Annotated in this window: 12 protein-coding genes; 9 read left to right on the top strand and 3 right to left on the bottom strand. The window is 67.8% G+C overall.

What is annotated here, in order from left to right:
- The first annotated feature begins 15 nt into the window (after nt 1–15).
- Together AC3ZI9_RS01110 and AC3ZI9_RS01105 are read left to right on the top strand one after the other, a co-directional pair.
- The gene (locus AC3ZI9_RS01110; RefSeq protein ID WP_444566511.1) at nt 16–3,054 is read left to right on the top strand and encodes an FAD-binding and (Fe-S)-binding domain-containing protein; all 3,039 of its coding nucleotides are present in this window, start codon (nt 16–18) and stop codon (nt 3,052–3,054) included.
- Nucleotides 3,051–4,541 (top strand): NAD-dependent succinate-semialdehyde dehydrogenase, encoded by a 1,491-nt coding sequence (locus tag AC3ZI9_RS01105; protein ID WP_444554522.1) that lies wholly within the window; start codon nt 3,051–3,053, stop codon nt 4,539–4,541. The genes AC3ZI9_RS01110 and AC3ZI9_RS01105 overlap by 4 nt, the downstream gene beginning before the upstream one ends.
- A 5-nt stretch (nt 4,542–4,546) precedes the next feature.
- Here AC3ZI9_RS01105 and AC3ZI9_RS01100 read toward each other — a convergent pair whose 3' ends face one another.
- Nucleotides 4,547–5,551 (bottom strand): IS481 family transposase, encoded by a 1,005-nt coding sequence (locus AC3ZI9_RS01100; protein ID WP_444553909.1) that lies wholly within the window; start codon nt 5,549–5,551, stop codon nt 4,547–4,549.
- A 190-nt stretch (nt 5,552–5,741) separates the two neighbouring features.
- On the opposite strand from AC3ZI9_RS01100, the gene AC3ZI9_RS01095 reads away from it, so the two are divergent.
- Genes AC3ZI9_RS01095 through AC3ZI9_RS01080 form a run of 4 tightly spaced genes read left to right on the top strand, consistent with a single transcriptional unit; the run spans nt 5,742 to nt 11,189 of the window.
- On the top strand, nt 5,742–7,238 hold the full coding sequence (locus AC3ZI9_RS01095; protein ID WP_444554521.1) for a M24 family metallopeptidase: 1,497 nt from the start codon (nt 5,742–5,744) through the stop codon (nt 7,236–7,238).
- Nucleotides 7,235–8,497 (top strand): aminotransferase-like domain-containing protein, encoded by a 1,263-nt coding sequence (locus AC3ZI9_RS01090; RefSeq protein WP_444554520.1) that lies wholly within the window; start codon nt 7,235–7,237, stop codon nt 8,495–8,497. Before AC3ZI9_RS01095 ends, AC3ZI9_RS01090 begins: the two co-directional genes overlap by 4 nt.
- Nucleotides 8,498–9,703, top strand: a complete 1,206-nt coding sequence (locus AC3ZI9_RS01085) for a M20 family metallopeptidase (RefSeq protein ID WP_444554519.1) — start codon at nt 8,498–8,500, stop codon at nt 9,701–9,703.
- Between the two features lie 28 nt (nt 9,704–9,731).
- Nucleotides 9,732–11,189, top strand: a complete 1,458-nt coding sequence (locus tag AC3ZI9_RS01080; protein WP_444554518.1) for an MFS transporter — start codon at nt 9,732–9,734, stop codon at nt 11,187–11,189.
- An 83-nt stretch (nt 11,190–11,272) separates the two neighbouring features.
- On the opposite strand, the gene AC3ZI9_RS01075 is transcribed toward AC3ZI9_RS01080, so the two are convergent.
- Together AC3ZI9_RS01075 and AC3ZI9_RS01070 are read right to left on the bottom strand one after the other, a co-directional pair.
- The gene (locus AC3ZI9_RS01075) at nt 11,273–11,959 is read right to left on the bottom strand and encodes a GntR family transcriptional regulator (RefSeq protein WP_444554517.1); all 687 of its coding nucleotides are present in this window, start codon (nt 11,957–11,959) and stop codon (nt 11,273–11,275) included.
- Between the two features lie 92 nt (nt 11,960–12,051).
- Nucleotides 12,052–12,264 (bottom strand): hypothetical protein, encoded by a 213-nt coding sequence (locus tag AC3ZI9_RS01070; protein WP_444561459.1) that lies wholly within the window; start codon nt 12,262–12,264, stop codon nt 12,052–12,054.
- 179 nt (nt 12,265–12,443) lie between these two features.
- Here AC3ZI9_RS01070 and AC3ZI9_RS01065 point away from each other — a divergent pair, with 179 nt between their 5' ends.
- The 3 genes from AC3ZI9_RS01065 to AC3ZI9_RS01055 all read left to right on the top strand — a co-directional run bounded on the left by AC3ZI9_RS01065 (nt 12,444) and on the right by AC3ZI9_RS01055 (nt 15,664).
- Nucleotides 12,444–13,355: a 3-methyladenine DNA glycosylase gene (locus tag AC3ZI9_RS01065; protein ID WP_444554515.1), complete on the top strand. Its 912-nt coding sequence runs from the start codon at nt 12,444–12,446 to the stop codon at nt 13,353–13,355.
- Nucleotides 13,356–13,448: 93 nt separating this feature from the next.
- A complete protein-coding gene (locus AC3ZI9_RS01060) occupies nt 13,449–13,985 on the top strand; it encodes a serine protease inhibitor (protein WP_444554514.1) in 537 nt (178 codons plus the stop codon).
- Nucleotides 13,986–14,092: 107 nt separating this feature from the next.
- Entirely contained in the window at nt 14,093–15,664 is a 1,572-nt protein-coding gene (locus AC3ZI9_RS01055; protein WP_444554513.1) for a Na+/H+ antiporter, read from the top strand.
- Nucleotides 15,665–15,803 lie beyond the last annotated feature (139 nt).

Raw genomic sequence — 15,803 nt, 5'->3', positions numbered from 1 at the left:
AGGAATCCACCCCCCGTGACCCAGATCGCACCACCGAGCCCCCCGGCCGTGACGGCCATCCTGCACGAGGCGGGAATCGAGGTCGACACCTCGCCGAGGCGTTTGTCCGAATACTCCTATGACGCCTCCAACTACCGGGTGGAGCCGATCGGCGTCGTGTTCCCGCACGACGCCGATCAGGTGGCCGCGATCGTCCAGGCCTGCCACGGGACCGGCACTCCGCTCACAGGGCGGGGCGGCGGCACCTCGATGGCCGGCAACGCGGTGGGCCCGGGTCTGGTGCTGGACACCACGCCCTACTTCAACGACCTACTGGCCATCGACGAGGAGAACCTGTGGGTCGACGTGGAACCGGGGATGGTGCTGGCCACGCTCTCGACCCGCATTGAGGCCCACACCTCCGGCCGGCTGACCTTCGCCCCCGACCCGTCCTCGAAGAATCGGGCCACCGTCGGCGGTGCCATCGGCAACGACGCCTGCGGGAACCACTCGGTGCGTTACGGGCGCACCAGCGACCACGTCGTGGAGATCGATCTGGTCACCGTCGAGGGAATCCGGCTCACGGCCACCGCCACCGGGATCCGCGCCACGAACGCGGACGACGTCGCCGCGGTGCGTCGCGCTGCGGGGATGACCGAAGCACTGGAGGGTCTGGCGCAGGAGAACCTTGCCGGGTTCCGCACCGATCTGGGACGGATCCAGCGCCAGGTCTCCGGCTACCACCTGGAGCACCTGTTGCCGGAGAAGGGCTTCAACATCGCCCGGGCCTTCGTCGGGTCGGAAGGCACCTGCGCCCTGGTCGTCCGCGCCCGGATGGCCCTGGTGCCGAAACCGGCGAGCGCGCTGCTGCTCTGTGTCGGCTATCCGGACGTCGTCGAGGCGGCCCGGGACATCGAAACGATCCTGGAGTTCTCCCCGGCGGCCGTCGAGGGCATCGACGACGCCATCGTGGCCACCATGAAGTCACGGCGCGGGGAGGACTCCGTCACGGGGCTGCCCGAGGGCAAAGCCTGGCTCTACATCGATCTGGACGGCACCGACCCCGCCTCGGTCCAGGCCCAGGCCGACGAACTGCTCGAAAGGCTGCGCGGCATCGGGCGGATGGTCGACGGCCGGGTCGTCCCCGACACCACCGAACGCGCCTCGCTCTGGCGGGTCCGTGAGGACGGGGCCGGGCTCTCGGCCCGGCTGTCCACCGGCGGGGAATCCTGGCCCGGCTGGGAGGACTCCGCCGTCGCCCCCGAACGCCTGGCAGACTACCTCTCCGACTTCCGTGATCTGTTGGCCGAGCACGGGCTCCAGGGGGTCATGTATGGGCACTTCGGCGCCGGATGCATGCACGTGCGCATCACCTACGATCTGCGCAGCGACGCCGGCCGGAAGGTCTTCCGCGAATTCACCGCGGCCGCCGCGGCGCTGGTGGTCTCCCATGGTGGTTCGCTCTCCGGCGAGCACGGTGACGGGCGGGCCCGCTCGGAGTTCCTGCCGTTGATGTACTCCCCGGCAATGCTCACCGCCTTCGAGGACTTCCGGGCCATCTGGGATCCGACGGGGCTGCTGAACCCCGGGGTGATGACCAGTCCCGACGCCTTCGACGAGAATCTGCTGCTGGCCGGGGTGCCCGCACGCCAGTGGCGGACCAGCTTCGATCTGACCCCCGCCTCGGGCGCCACCGGGGACGGACTCGATCCGTTCGTCCACGCGGTCCAGGGGTGCATCGGGATCGGGCGCTGCCGTTCGGCCACCGGCGGGGTGATGTGCCCCAGCTACCGGGCCACCGGGGATGAAAAGGACTCCACCCGCGGCCGTTCCCGCGTGCTGCAGGACATGGTCCGCGGCGCGAAGACCGTCGAGGAGGGCTGGAAGTCCAAGGAGGTCCGCGAGGTCCTGGACCTGTGTCTGTCCTGCAAGGCCTGCTCCACCGACTGCCCGACCGGGGTGGACATGGCCACCTATAAATCCGAGTTCTTCTCCCACTACTACCCCGGGCGGATGCGCCCGCTCTCGCACTTCTCGCTGGGCTGGCTGCCGCGGTGGCTCAAGATCACCGGACGGGTCGCCCCGCTGGTCAACGCCGTCATGGGCTCCCCGCTGGGCAAGCTCGTCTCCGCCGCCGGCGGGCTGACGACCAAGCGGGCGCTGCCGCGTTTCGCCTCCGGGGCGGCCTGGCGCCGCGAGGTCGACGCCGCCCTGGCCGCCGGACCGCGCCGGCGCATCGGCCCGCCCCGCACGCTCTCCGGTTCCGGATCCCCGGGATCCCGGGTCGCGGCGGGGAACGACGCCGGGGCCGGGCAGGGCACCGCGGGTGCCGTCTTGTTCGTGGACACCTTCACCCGTGGCTTCCGCCCCGAGGTCGCCGGGGCCGCGGCCCGCGTGATGGTCGGCACCGGGGAGCCGGTGACCTGCTCGGCGGAGGCCTGCTGTGGGTTGACCTATATCTCCACCGGCCAGCTGGGCACCGCCCGCCGCCTGTTGAGCAAAGCGGCCCGCGTCCTGGATGACGGCACCGAACGCCCGATCGTCGTCATCGAGCCCAGCTGCGCCGCCGCCTTGTCCAAGGACCTGCCCGAACTCGTCCACACCGAGGCGGCCCGCCGGGTCGCGGCCCGGATCCGGAGCTTCGCCGGACATGTCGCCGCCCTGGCCGCCGACGGGTGGACCCCCGAGCCGGCGGCCCCCGTCCCGGCCTCGGTGGTCCTGCAAACCCACTGCCACGAATACTCGGTCTTCGGCGCCGCCGTCCAACGCCGGGCCCTGGCCGCCCTGGGCGTCGCCGAGGTCACCGATGCCACCGGCTGTTGCGGGGTCGCCGGGAACTTCGGCTTCGAGGCCGACCACTACGAGGTCAGCATGAAGGTCGCCGATCTGGCCTTGGCCCCTGCCATGGCCGACAGCACGGCGGAGGTCCCGGTCCTGGCCGACGGCTTCTCCTGCACCATGCAGGTCGCCCAGCTCGACGCCGGCCGCCGCGGCCTGCATCTGGCCGAACTGCTCGACCCCGCCCCACCCACCGACCATGCACGTACCACCACCCACCCGAAGGAGCACCCATGACCACCGAGACCTCCAGCTCATCCGTCGCCGAGTCAGCCCGTCGTGCCGTCTCGGGCATCAGCACCGACCTGTTCATCAACGGTGAATGGGTCGAATCCTCCTCCGGGCGGCGCTTCGACGTGGTGAACCCGGCCACCGAGGAAGTCATCACCACCGTGGCCAACGGCAACGCCGATGACGCCCGGCGGGCCATCGAGGCCGCCGGCGCCGCCCAGAAGGACTGGGCCGCCACACCCCCGCGGGTGCGCAGCGAGATCCTGCGCCGGGCCTACGACCTGATCATGGCCCGGCAGGACGAGCTGGCCCTGGTGATGACCACCGAGATGGGCAAGCCGTTGGCCGAAGCCCGCGGCGAGGTCGCCTACGCCGCCGAGTTCTTCCGCTGGTTCTCCGAGGAGGCCGTGCGCATCGGCGGGGACCAGATGGTCACCGGGGACGGGGCCAACCGGATCATGGTCTCCAAGGAACCGGTCGGGCCCTGCGTGCTGGTCACCCCCTGGAACTTCCCGTTGGCGATGGGCACCCGCAAGATCGGTCCAGCCATCGCCGCCGGCTGCACCATGGTCTTCAAACCAGCCAATCTGACCCCGTTGTCCTCGCTGGCCCTGGTGGACATCCTGATCGAAGCGGGTCTGCCCGCCGGGGTGCTGAACGTGGTGTGCACCAAATCCGCCTCCGAGGTCGTGACCCCGTGGATGGAATCGGGGATCGCCCGCAAGGTCAGTTTCACCGGTTCCACCGGGGTCGGCATCCGGCTGCTGGAACAGGCAGCCCGGAACGTCATGCGCTCGTCGATGGAACTGGGCGGAAACGCACCACTCATCGTCTTCGAGGACGCCGATCTGGACCGTGCGGTGGAAGGGGCGTTCGCCGCGAAGATGCGCAACATGGGCGAAGCCTGCACCGCAGCGAACCGGATCTTCGTGCAGTCCTCCGTCGCCGAGGAATTCGCCGACAAGCTCGCACGGCGTTTGGGGGCCCTCACCGTCGGCAACGGTGCCCTTGACGGCACCGACGTCGGCCCGCTGGTCGAGCCCAAGGCACTGACCAAGGTCCAGGAACTGGTGGACGACGCGGTGGCCAAGGGCGCCCGCGTGGTCTGCGGCGGTTCCCGCCCCGAGGGGGCCGGCTACTTCTACTCCCCCACCGTGCTCACCGGCGTGGACCCCTCGGCCCACCTGATGACCGAGGAGATCTTCGGACCCGTGGCCCCGCTGATCCCCTTCCAGACCGAGGAGGAGGTCGTGGCGATGGCCAACGACACCCCCTGGGGGCTGGCCGGATACCTCTTCACCCAGGACCTGGATCGGGCCTTCCGCGTCGGGGATGCCCTCGAAGTGGGAATGGTCGGACTGAACACGGGCATCGTCTCCAATCCGGCGGCACCCTTCGGCGGCATCAAGGCCTCGGGACTCGGACGCGAGGGCGGCCGGGTCGGGATCGAGGAGTTCCTTGAAACCAAGTACATGGCCATGCCACGCCGCTAGGTGTTCTATGCCGCGAGGTTGGTGACACCGATTGGCGCGCGGCTGGCTGGGGGCCTGCCCTTGAGCGCGGTGTGTGATCGAGTGTAGTTGTAGTGGTCCAGGAATCCTTGCAGGGCCGCCGTTCTTTCGGCGTTGCTGGCCCAGGCTTGCCGGTGGGCCCATTCGCGGGCCAGTGTGCGCTGGTAGCGCTCGACCTTGCCGTTGGTCTGCGGACGGTAGGGCCGGGTGAACTTGTGCCGGGTACGGGACTTGGCCAGCGCGGCGGTGAACAGCCAGGACCTGTAGCAGGAGCCGTTGTCCGTCAGGACCCGGCGGATGCGAGTGATCCCGTGACGGCGGAAGAACTTCACGGCCCGTTCCCAGAATCCGGCGGCGGTGGCTCCCTTTTCGTCGATGTGTTCCTCGGTGTAGGCCAGCCGGGAGTGGTCATCGACGGCTGAATGCAGGTACACGTAGCCGGCGCGGGCACCTGCATTCTTGGCGCGGCTGGAGGCCTTGTGCTGGGCCGAGCCCCGGCCATGGATGCGCCAACCGCCACCGTCGGGGATGAAGCCGATCTTCTTCACATCGGCGTGGACCATGTCCCCGGGCCGGTCCCACTCGTAGCGGACCACGGGCTCGCGCAGGTCCTCCCCGGACACGTCCAGGTCCCGGAGCCGGGAGATGCCATGGCGAAGCAGGATCCGGTAGATGGTCGAGGCCGGTAGCTCGATGCCTTTGGTGACGAGCAGCCCGACCAGCTGCATCGGGCCGAGCTTTTCCTTCCGGCGTAGCTGGCAGACCCGTGCTTCGATGTCCGGGTCGGTCTGGTTCGGGCTGGTCTCGGGGCGTGAGGACCGGTCTTCGAGCCCTGGTTCGCCTTCCGCGGTCCAGCGGGCGTACCAACGCCCGAGTGTCTGACGGGCAATCCCCGCCTCGGAAGCGACGTGGCAGATCGGGCGGCCGGCATCAACACGCTCACAGAGGCGGCGACGTCCTTCAGGGGTCAGCGGGGCGTTACGGTGGGACATCGAGGGCCTTTCTTTTCGGCGTTTTGCTTGGTCGCTTAACACCGAATCCAAGAAAGGCCCTCTTTAGCTATCCGCCACACCGGGCGTCACCAACCTCCATGAGCAGAACAGCTAGGCGTCATGCTTGCCAGTGACCTGAACCACACCCTAGAATTGTAGACAATCTACGATGGGTTTTTAAGGAGCTTGAATGGTACAGACGGGCTTCGCACCAATGCTCTTCACCACCGAGGAGTATGCCGCACGATTGGCCGCGGCACGGGTGCGCATGCAGGACCAGGGACTCAGTGCGCTGATCGTCACCGACCCGGCGAACATCTACTATCTGACGGGGTACAACGCCTGGTCGTTCTACACCCCGCAGATGGTCTTCGTCCCCATGGAAGGGGACATGATCCTGTTTACCCGTGAGATGGACGCCAACGGCGCGTTCCGCACCACCTGGCTGGATTCGGACAACATCGTCGGATACCCCGAACGCTACGTCCACCGCCCACACCTGCACCCCTTCGACTGGGTCGCCTACGCCCTGCGCGCCAGGTACCTCATCGCCCCGGCCACGAGGGGCTGCGTGGGGTTGGAGATGGACGCCCACTTCTTCTCCCCCAAGGGATACCGGTCGCTGGTCAACGCTCTGCCGGAGTGGACGCTGGTGGACTGCTTCGAACTGGTCAACTGGGTCCGGGCGATCAAATCGCCGGCGGAGATCCAGCTGATGCGCCATGCGGCGGTGGTCACCAACATGGCCATGCACGCGGCCCAGGACGCCATCGAAGTCGGCGCCCGGCAGTGCGATGTCGCCGCGGCCATCACCAACGCCCAGATCCGTGGCACGGAGGAGTTCGGTGGTGACTACACCGCCATCGTGCCCATGCTCCCCACCGGCGAGTCGGCCGATACCCCGCATCTGACCTGGAACAACGAGCCGCTCGAGAAGGACCAGGCGATGATCGTGGAGCTGGCGGGGGCCTACCAGCGCTACCACGTACCCATGGCCAGGACGTTCATGACCGGCACGCCCACCGCCCAGCTGGCGCATCTGGCCCAGGCCACCGACCATGCGTTGGCCGCGGTGTTGGAAACGGTACATCCCGGGGCTCCGGTGCAGGAGCTTTCGCAGGTCTTCAACCGCACGCTCTTCGAATACGGCTACGAGAAGGCCTCGCGCATCGGTTACTCCATCGGGGTCGGCTACCCCCCGGACTGGGGCGAGCGGACGATCTCGTTGCGCAGCGAGGACCAGACCCTGCTGGCCGAGAACATGACGTTCCACCTGATGTGTGGCATGTGGATGGACGGCTACGGCTACGAGGTCTCCGAGGCCATCCGGGTCACCGATACCGGGGTCGAGACTTTCACGTCCTTCCCCCGCGGGCTCGTTCCCGCCGGCAAGGCCGGCCACGAGGCGGCGGAGTCGATCAACGTGCTCGGCAACCCCGGCGAGCGCGCGATCTCCAATGCCCCCGGCCTGCCCGGGATGACCCCTCCGACGAACGAACCACGCCGTCCGGCCACCCCCCGCTTCGGGTTCACCACTCCCGACGAATCGACCCTGACCGGTTCGATGAACATCGTGGCACGAAACGCCGAGGCCGCCGATAGCGACCCGGCCCGTCCCACCAGCCCTCCGCTGGACGCCCTCGAAGACGACAGCGACACCGAAAACCCCCCGAAGGAGACACCATGACCACCGTGAACCTGCCACTCGCCGGCCGCGCCGAGAACCTCGTGGGCTCCGTCATCGACTCAAGCACCTCGCTGCTCGCCGCCCAGAAGCACGACATCATCCGTTTCGCCATGGGCGCCCCGGCGGACGAGTTCGTTCCGGTGGACACGTTCACCGAGATCGCCGCCAGCGTCCACGACGCCTCCTCCTTCACCTACGGCGCCTCCGAGGGGGAACCCCGCCTGGTCAAGGCACTGGTCGACTACCTGGGCACCACGGCGGAGCCCACCAGCCCCGAACGGATCAGCATCACTTCCGGCGGCATGCAGGGCCTGGACATCGCCTGCAAGCTCTTCGTCGATCCGGGCGATCTGGTCATCGTCGAATCCCCGACCTACACCAACGGGTCGGCCACCGCACTGAGCTACGGGGCCGAACTGCTCGAGGTGCCGATGGATGCGGACGGGATGGACATCGACGAGCTCGAACGCCTCGTCGACGCCGCCGGCCGCACCCCCAAGGCGATCTACACGATCCCGAACTTCCAGAACCCCTCGGGCACCACGCTCTCGGTGGAACGGCGGGAACGCCTCATCGGGCTGGCCCGCCGCTGGGCGGCGGTCATCATCGACGACGACCCCTACGGACTGCTGCGCTTCGCCGGCGAGGACCTGCCCGGGTTCCGCCAACTCAGCGACAACGACCCGCTGGTGTTCTCGGTCAGGACGTTCTCCAAGATCTTGGCTCCGGGGCTGCGGGTGGGCTGGATCGACGCCGATCCTTCGCTGCAGCAGCTCATCATCAACGCCAAGCAGGCGATGGACACCTGTACCAACGTCCCGGCCCAGCATGTGGTGGCCGAATACCTGCGCCGCGGGATCCTCGACGAGCACCTGGCCTTCCTGCGCGGGGAGTACCACGCCCGGCGCGACGCGATGCAGGCGAGCCTGGAAAAGAACCTGGGCGGACGGATCCGCACGACGCATCCGGACGGGGGCTTCTTCCTCTGGGTCACCCTCACCGGGGAGGACGCGGCAGTGGACACCCGCCGGCTGTTCGAGATCGCCCTGGCCGAAGGCGTGGCCTTCATCCCGGGCCCGGCCCTGTCGGCAGGGGGCCGCTTCGCCTCGGCCTTCCGGGTGTGCTTCGCCTCCACCGGGCCCGAGCGCACCGACGTCGGCGTCCAACGCCTGGCCGCCGCACTGGATCTCGCCCTGGAGGAAACCCGGCAGCCCGATGCCGCCGCCACCGGCTCCGCGCCGGCGTCGGGGCGTGGCTGAATGACGGACACGGCCACCGGGAGCACTGCGTGGCAGGTCGATGCCCCGGCCCTGACTGCCCTGACGATCGAGCTGATCAACGCCGGCGGGGTGAACCCCGGAGGCACCGAACAGGCCACCGTGGAGGCCCTGGTCGCCGAAGCGAAGCGGCGGGGCCTGCAGGTCAGGACCCGGGAGGTCGAGCCGGGCCGGCCGAATGTGTTCATCACCCTGCCCGGCGGGGACGGGGACGGACTGCTCTTCCTGGGCCACTCCGACGTCGTCCCCGTCGGGGACGGCTGGGACCGCGAGCCCTTCGACGCCTATGAGGCCGACGGCCGGCTCTTCGGCCGCGGCGCCACCGACATGAAGGGCGGCCTGGCGGCCGTGCTGACCTCCATGACCATGCTGCACGAGGCCGGAACCCGGCTCGCCGGTCCGGTGACTCTGGCCTGCCTGGTCGACGAGGAGGAGACCGGGGCCGGGATCCGGGCCTTGGTCGCCGACGGACTGGAACACCGTTACCTCGGCTGCATCGTCGCCGAACCGACCGATCTGGAAACGGTCATCGCCTGCCGGGGGGATTCCTATCTGGAGGTCGAGGTGACCGGACAGGCCGCCCACTCCGGACGGCCCAGCGATGGGCGCAATGCGATCGACGCGGCCGTGCGGATCTGCAACCTCGTCACCGCCGACCAGGAGCGCCTGCGGGCCGAAAACGACCCGCTGCTGGGGTACGCCACCTGGAACACCGGCATGATCTCCGGGGGGCGGGGCACCTCGATGGTCGCCCCCGAAGCCCATCTATGGTTCGACCGCCGGCTCATGCCCGGTGAAGACACCACGGCCATCCGTGAGGAGCTGGTCGCGGGCATCGAGGCGGCGGGCATCACCGGGGACGGGATTTCCGTCCAGGTCAACACCACCATGGAGATGCCGGGATTCCGCACCGATCCGGACCATCCGCTGGTCACCGCGGCCGTCGGCGCTTTGGCCGACGCCGGGGTGGAGACCAGCATCTCGGGATGGAGCGCCTCCTGTGATGGCGGGTTCATTTCCCGCGATTTCGGGATTCCGAGCATCGTGCTGGGTCCGGGCGAGCTCAACGACGAGGCACACCAACCGAACGAATCAGTTCGTGTCTCCGAAGTTGTGGCGGCAACGCGCGCATATGGCATGCTGATATCCACCTTGCTGAACCCCGATAACGGCGCATCAGGCGCCTAGCCCACCGACGGCCGAAAGGCAAACGATCATGAGCGAACAACCCCAGGGATCATCCGGCGCAATGACGATGGAGGACCCCAATGCCCCGGGCGCCGAGCCCCAGACGCAGGAAGCCAAGGATAGCCTGCACCGCTCCATCCTGGGTTCGGCACTGGGCAACGCGGTCGAGTGGTTCGACTACGGCGTCTACGGCTACCTGACCATCTACATGGCAGTGAACTTCTTCGGCTCCGAAGAGGGTGACGGCGGGCTGGGAGTCACCCTCGCCCTGGCCACCTTGGCGATGTCCTTCCTCGTCCGCCCCTTGGGCGGTCTGATCTTGGGCCCGCTGGGCGATAAATTCGGCCGGCAGAAGGTCATGGTCCTGACCGTGTTGATGATGACCACCGCCACCGGCGTCATCGGCCTGCTGCCCACCATCCAGACGATCGGTTTGGCGGCTCCGCTGCTGCTGTTGCTCTGCCGCATGGTCCAGGGCTTCTCGGCTGGCGGCGAATATGGTGGCGCTGCGGTCTACATGGCCGAATGCGCCCCCGATCAGCGTCGCGGTTTCCTGGGCTCGTTCCTGGAATTCGGCACGATGGTGGGCTTCATCCTCTCGGCCACGGTCTGCACCGCACTGATCACGATCGTCGGTGACGACGGAATGCTCGCCGGCTGGTGGCGTCTGCCCTTCCTGATGACCATCCCCCTGGGGCTGACCGCCCTGTACATCCGGACGAAGCTGGGCGAAGCAGCAGTCTTCTCCGAAGCCTCCGATAGCCAGGAAACCTCCAAAACCCCAATCCGCCACACCCTGCGCACCCAGTGGCGCGAAGTGCTCATCCTGGGCGGGTTCGTCGTCCTGCTCAACGTCGCCTTCTACCTGATCCTCGGCTACATGCCCACCTACATGTCCGAACAGTTAGGTCACAGTACCGCCCAGGGCAACTGGATGCTGGTGGCGATCATGGTCGTCATGCTGGTGGTGATCCCGTTCATGGGCGCCCTCTCGGACCGGATCGGACGCAAACCCCTGCTCCTGACCGCTGCTGGCGGGTATATTCTCTTGGCCGTTCCGGCGATGGTGTTGCTGGGGATCGACAACCTGTTCCTGCAGTTCATCGGTCTGGCCGTGCTGGGCGCCCTGCTGGTCATCCTGGTCGCCTCGGTGTCCTCCACCTTGCCGGCACTATTCCCCACGAATGTGCGCTATACGGGCTTCGCGATCGGCTACAACTTCTCCGTGGCGTTCATTGCGGGCCCCTCGCAGACACTGACCAACGAGTTGATCGATATCACCGGAAACGTGTTGGTGCCGGGGATCTACATGTCGCTGGCCGGCATAGTCGGCTTCATCGCTATCCTGTGCATGCGGGAGACGTCCCAGGCGTCACTGCGTGGCGAGGATCTGCCCGGCGATCCCGGATCGGTCGGCTGGCCGTCCAGGAAGTGGGTCCAGGTCAACCGGACCAAGGCCGACGCGGGCAAGGCCATGGCGCAGTAGGAAGACAGCTCGGAAATGGAGGGTGTGCGCCGCGGCGCACACCCTCCCTTTTTTCGGTTCGTGGTGTCTTCGGGGCAGGGGGCTCAGTCGGTGCCGGCCCCATCGGCCAGGGGCTCGAGCAGCTGGGCGATGGCGCTGTCCATGTGTTCGGCCAGCGCCCGGTGCAACGCCGGGACATCCCCGGCGAGGATGGCCTCGGCGATATGCCGGTGTTCATCCACCCGGTGCTGGAGTGAGTATTCGGCCTGTTCGAGCGCGACCAGGCACATCCGGGTTTCGGTGACCAGGGTCCGGTGGATCCGCGTCAGCCGTTTGCTGGACGCCCAGCGGACCATCGCCTCGTGGAAGGAGAGGTCGATCAGGCTCAGTTCGGCAGGATCGCTTCCCGGCCCCAGGGCCGCCATCTTCTCCACGATGGCCAACAGCTCCGCCCCCGCCTCGCTTCCGGTCCGGTCCAGTTCGATGATCTTCAGCGCGGCCCCGCGTTCGACGGCGGTACGGGTGAGATAGATATCGGAGATATCCGCCGGGGTCGGTTCCACGACGAAGAGCCCCCGGTTGCGGATGCTGATCAGCAGGCCCTCCTGGGTCAACCGTTGCATCGCCTCGCGGAGCGGGCCCCGGCTGACCCCCAGCCGCCCGGCCAGGTCGGCTTCCCCCAGTTGTGTTCCGGGCTCGAACTCCCCGTTGCCGATGGCGGTGCGGATCTTGCGCGCGATGATCGAGGGAGTGGACTCCTGGTGCAACGGCTCGAGGCTCGAGGCGGGCATGGGGGTTCCTCACTGGGGTCGGTTTTGTCGGATGCAAACAATCCTACAACCTTGCCCGGCGGTCCTTTCCAGCCCTCCGCCTCCTCGATGGTTCAGTCGGAGCCGGCGACCAGCAGTACCTCATCCGGAGCGTCGGTCCCGCGCTTGCGGTGGGCCCGCAGGACCCGCCGTGCCCTTTCACGCTTCAGGCGTTCGCGTGGATCGAGGTGGGGCAGCTGATCCGCGGGCCCGAAGAAGAAATACCCCATGAACTGCAACCACCACCCGATCTTGTATCCGATCCCCAAACCGGTGGTGTCCTTCACTATGGGCAACCGCTTATGGTCCATGTGTCCCTTTCAGGCTCGGGATTCCGGCCTCGAGCCGGGTACGGAAGCACCCGGGGCACGGGAACCCCCCGACCCACCATCCTACTCCACGGTTGTTTTTCCCCTCTCCCGCCGCCGATGCGGTCCCGGGGGCGGGAGAACGCGATAATGGGACCATGCCAGCCGATCTGCCCCATCTGACCGAGGACCTCTGGCTCCCCCGCGCCCGGGCCCACCGTGACCGGGTCCAACACTTCGCCGCACCATTCCTCCAGCGTCGCTCCACCCAGCGCAAACATCCGGTGGAGGACTTCCTGTTCACCTACTACACCGAGAAGCCCGGCCGGCTGCAGCGCTGGAACCCGGGCACCGGCGTCGTCCTGCTGGGCGACCAGGCCGCCGAGCGGCTGACGTGGAGGCACCACCGGCCCCACGGCGAGGGGGTCACCTTCGACGCGGCGGCCTTCATGGCCGAACGGCACCGCACCGTCACCCACGCCCGGTCGATCCTGGCCGGGGCGGCTTCGAACCCCGCCCGCTTCTCCTGCTTCGGTCTGCATGAATGGGCGATGGCGTATAAATCGGAGGAGAACGGGGTACGCCATGACTACCTACCGCTGCGGCTGGGCGCCGCCGGCACCGACGAGGTCGTCGAAGGCCACCGGATCCGCTGCACCCATATTGACGCCTTCCGCTTCTACACCCCGCAGGCCGTGGGCCTGAACGAGGAACGGCCCACCCGGGAGAACCAGGCGTCGCTGGACCAGCCCGGTTGTCTGCACGCGAACATGGACCTCTATAAATGGGCCTATAAGCTCTCGGCCGCGGTTCCGGGGGAACTGCTGCTGGCGACCTTCGAACTGGCCTGGGACATCAGGACCATGGACATGCGGGCCTCCCCCTACGAACTGGGCGACTGGGGCTATACGCCGATCCGTATCGAAACCGCCGCCGGGAAGGCCGAATACGTGAGGCTGCAACAGGGTTTTGCCGAGCAGGCCACCGGGCTGCGCCTTCGCCTGCTGGCCGTCGCCGACGACCTGATCGCGGCCGCGGAAACGGAGCCGGTCCCGACCCCCGGCCGATGAATCCCCGACGCCGAACAGTGGACACCGGACGCCGGGAGTGGCAGATTCACCCCTAAGGGTCTTTGTCCGACCAACCGCTACCGGGGGTGCACGATGGAAACGAACCAAGCCAACCGCTGGACCGCACGAACCTTATCGACGATGGCCGCCGCCGCACTGGGATTGCTGCTGCTCAGCGGCTGCGCAGGCGAAAGTCCCGACTCCGAACCAACGCAGACCACTGCCGCCACGGAGTCCTCGGCCCCGGAGCCCACCGAACAACCGGCGGGCCCGGAGGAGGGGACGGACGCCGATCTGTCCATCACCATCACCTCCAATGGCGAGGATGTAGTCCACCGGTACCGGCTCGTCTGTTCCGGAGGGGTCCCCGGTAAGGGGACCGACCATCCTCAGGCCGAGGAGGCCTGCACCTTCCTCGACGGCCCCGGCAAGACCGTGCTGACCGGGAAGGCGAAGAAGGATGCCGACTGCACCCAGGAGTCGGCCGGTCCACAGACGGCCATCGTGGAGGGCACCTTGAACGAGACGACGGTCCAACGTGCCTTCGCCCTGGGCAACGGGTGCAAGATCTCGGCCTGGAAGTCCGCCGAGGCATTGCTGGGACGCGGAACGGCCAGCGGCGACCAGTAGGCACTGCCCCCTCCCCCGGGTAGTCACCGATTCATTACCGCCCAGGTCGATTTCAGGGCCCGGGCGGGCCCGCGGCGTGAAAGACTGGCGCCCGGAGGAACACACCCATGGAATTCTTGATCCTGCTCGTTGGCCTGCTGTTCGGAACGGTGCTCGTCGCCGGGCTCGGGGAGCGGATCAGATTGCCCTATCCGGTGCTGATGCTCGTCTTCTCGGCGCTGGTGGCCTATCTGCCGTTCATCCCCGAGATCCACATCGACGCGGAAATGATCCTTCCGTTGTTCCTGCCTCCGCTGTTGTATGCGGTGGCCCAGCGTAGTTCCTGGGCGGTCTTCCGGCTGCGTTGGCGTTCCTTGGTGCTGCTGGCGGTCCTGCTCATCGCCGTGACCGTGGCCATCGTCGCCGGGGCCACCTGGTTGCTGATCCCCTCCATGGGACTGCCGGCGGCCATCGCGCTCGGCGCCATCGTCGCCCCGCCGGACCCCGTGGCCGTCGAGGCGGTCGCCGCCAAGGTCAGCATGCCCCGCAGGCTGACCACCGTGCTACAAACCGAGGGGCTGTTCAACGACGCCACCGCCATCGTCATCTTCCAGACCGCCGTGGCCGCGGCCGCCAGCGGCCGGGACGTCGGCTGGGATGTGATCCCGCGTTTCCTCCTCGGCGCCGCCGGAGCCGTCGTCCTGGGCCTGGCCATGGCCTGGCTCGTGGGAACACTGAACCGCTTCGTCCCCGATCTGGTGGCCCGCTCCGCCGCGACCCTGGTGGCCCCCTTCGCCGTCTACATCCTGGCCGAGGAGATCCATTGCTCGGGCGTCGTCGCCGTCGTGGTCACCGCCCTGGAACTGGGCCGGCGGGCCCGCCCCCAGGATTCCGCCGAACGCCTGACCCGCAACTCCTTCTGGGACGTGGTGGAGATGCTGACCACCGGGGTCGCCTTCGGCCTGCTGGGCATCGAGATGCGCTACGTCTTCGAGGACGAAGGAGCGGGCATCATGGCCTTCATCCCCGGGATCCTGGTCGTCTGCGCCGCGGTGCTGCTGGTGCGTTTCGGCTGGATGATGTTGATGTACAAGGTCGGGGGCACCGAAAAGCGCAACAGCGTGCCGGGCTCGCTCAAGGAAGTGCTCGTGGTCAGCTGGTGCGGCATGCGGGGTCTGGCCACCCTGGCGCTGGCCTTGGCGCTCCCGTTGGAGATGGACAACGGGGACCCGTTCCCGGGGCGCAACTTCATCATCACCTGCGCCTGCGCCGTCCTGCTGGTCACCCTGGTGGGCCCGGGGCTGACCCTGCCGACCCTGATGCGGCATCTGAAGCTGCCCGACGACCGGGCCAAGGCCGAACGGGCCGAACGGGCCATCGCCGTCCGCGCCGAGGAGGTGGCCATGGACACCGTCAGGCAATCCGAGGCGGCGCAGAAGCTCTCCCCCGAACGGCGCGAGAAGCTCGCCCGTCGCATGTCCTCGCTGCACCGGATCCTCGAACACGATTTCGGCGACGACCCGGAGAAGGCGCGCATCGTCAAAAAGACCCTCGCGGCCATGGACCAGGTCCAACGCGAGGCCCTCGACGCAGCCCGGCGCGAGGTGCTGTCGATGCGCCGGGAACCCGAGGCGGATCCCGAGGCGGTGGATCGGGTGCTACGCCGGTTGGACCTGCGTACGGTCACCCTGGACCGCTAACCCGACGGCAAAACATCCTATGTAACTCCGGTGATTTGTGCATGAATTCGTAAATCCGTGCTGAATTGCCAGTTTTGACGATCCAGACATAGGACCTCTAGTGTTGTGTCGTTCGTTACTTTCGGGCCGAGCCTTCCGG

The sequence above is a fragment of the Arthrobacter sp. AOP36-F1-5 genome, from assembly GCF_058137995.1.
This window is presented reverse-complemented; position numbering and strand designations above follow the sequence as displayed.

What these genes read in the sequence shown, in the direction of transcription:
- AC3ZI9_RS01055 (WP_444554513.1), top strand. Translation starts at nt 14,093, where the DNA reads ATGGAATTCTTGATCCTGCTCGTTGGCCTGCTGTTCGGAACGGTGCTC.
- AC3ZI9_RS01095 (WP_444554521.1), top strand. Translation starts at nt 5,742, where the DNA reads ATGGTACAGACGGGCTTCGCACCAATGCTCTTCACCACCGAGGAGTAT.
- AC3ZI9_RS01085 (WP_444554519.1), top strand. Translation starts at nt 8,498, where the DNA reads ATGACGGACACGGCCACCGGGAGCACTGCGTGGCAGGTCGATGCCCCG.
- AC3ZI9_RS01075 (WP_444554517.1), bottom strand. Translation starts at nt 11,959, where the DNA reads ATGCCCGCCTCGAGCCTCGAGCCGTTGCACCAGGAGTCCACTCCCTCG.
- AC3ZI9_RS01060 (WP_444554514.1), top strand. Translation starts at nt 13,449, where the DNA reads ATGGAAACGAACCAAGCCAACCGCTGGACCGCACGAACCTTATCGACG.
- AC3ZI9_RS01090 (WP_444554520.1), top strand. Translation starts at nt 7,235, where the DNA reads ATGACCACCGTGAACCTGCCACTCGCCGGCCGCGCCGAGAACCTCGTG.
- AC3ZI9_RS01065 (WP_444554515.1), top strand. Translation starts at nt 12,444, where the DNA reads ATGCCAGCCGATCTGCCCCATCTGACCGAGGACCTCTGGCTCCCCCGC.
- AC3ZI9_RS01100 (WP_444553909.1), bottom strand. Translation starts at nt 5,551, where the DNA reads ATGTCCCACCGTAACGCCCCGCTGACCCCTGAAGGACGTCGCCGCCTC.
- AC3ZI9_RS01105 (WP_444554522.1), top strand. Translation starts at nt 3,051, where the DNA reads ATGACCACCGAGACCTCCAGCTCATCCGTCGCCGAGTCAGCCCGTCGT.
- AC3ZI9_RS01080 (WP_444554518.1), top strand. Translation starts at nt 9,732, where the DNA reads ATGAGCGAACAACCCCAGGGATCATCCGGCGCAATGACGATGGAGGAC.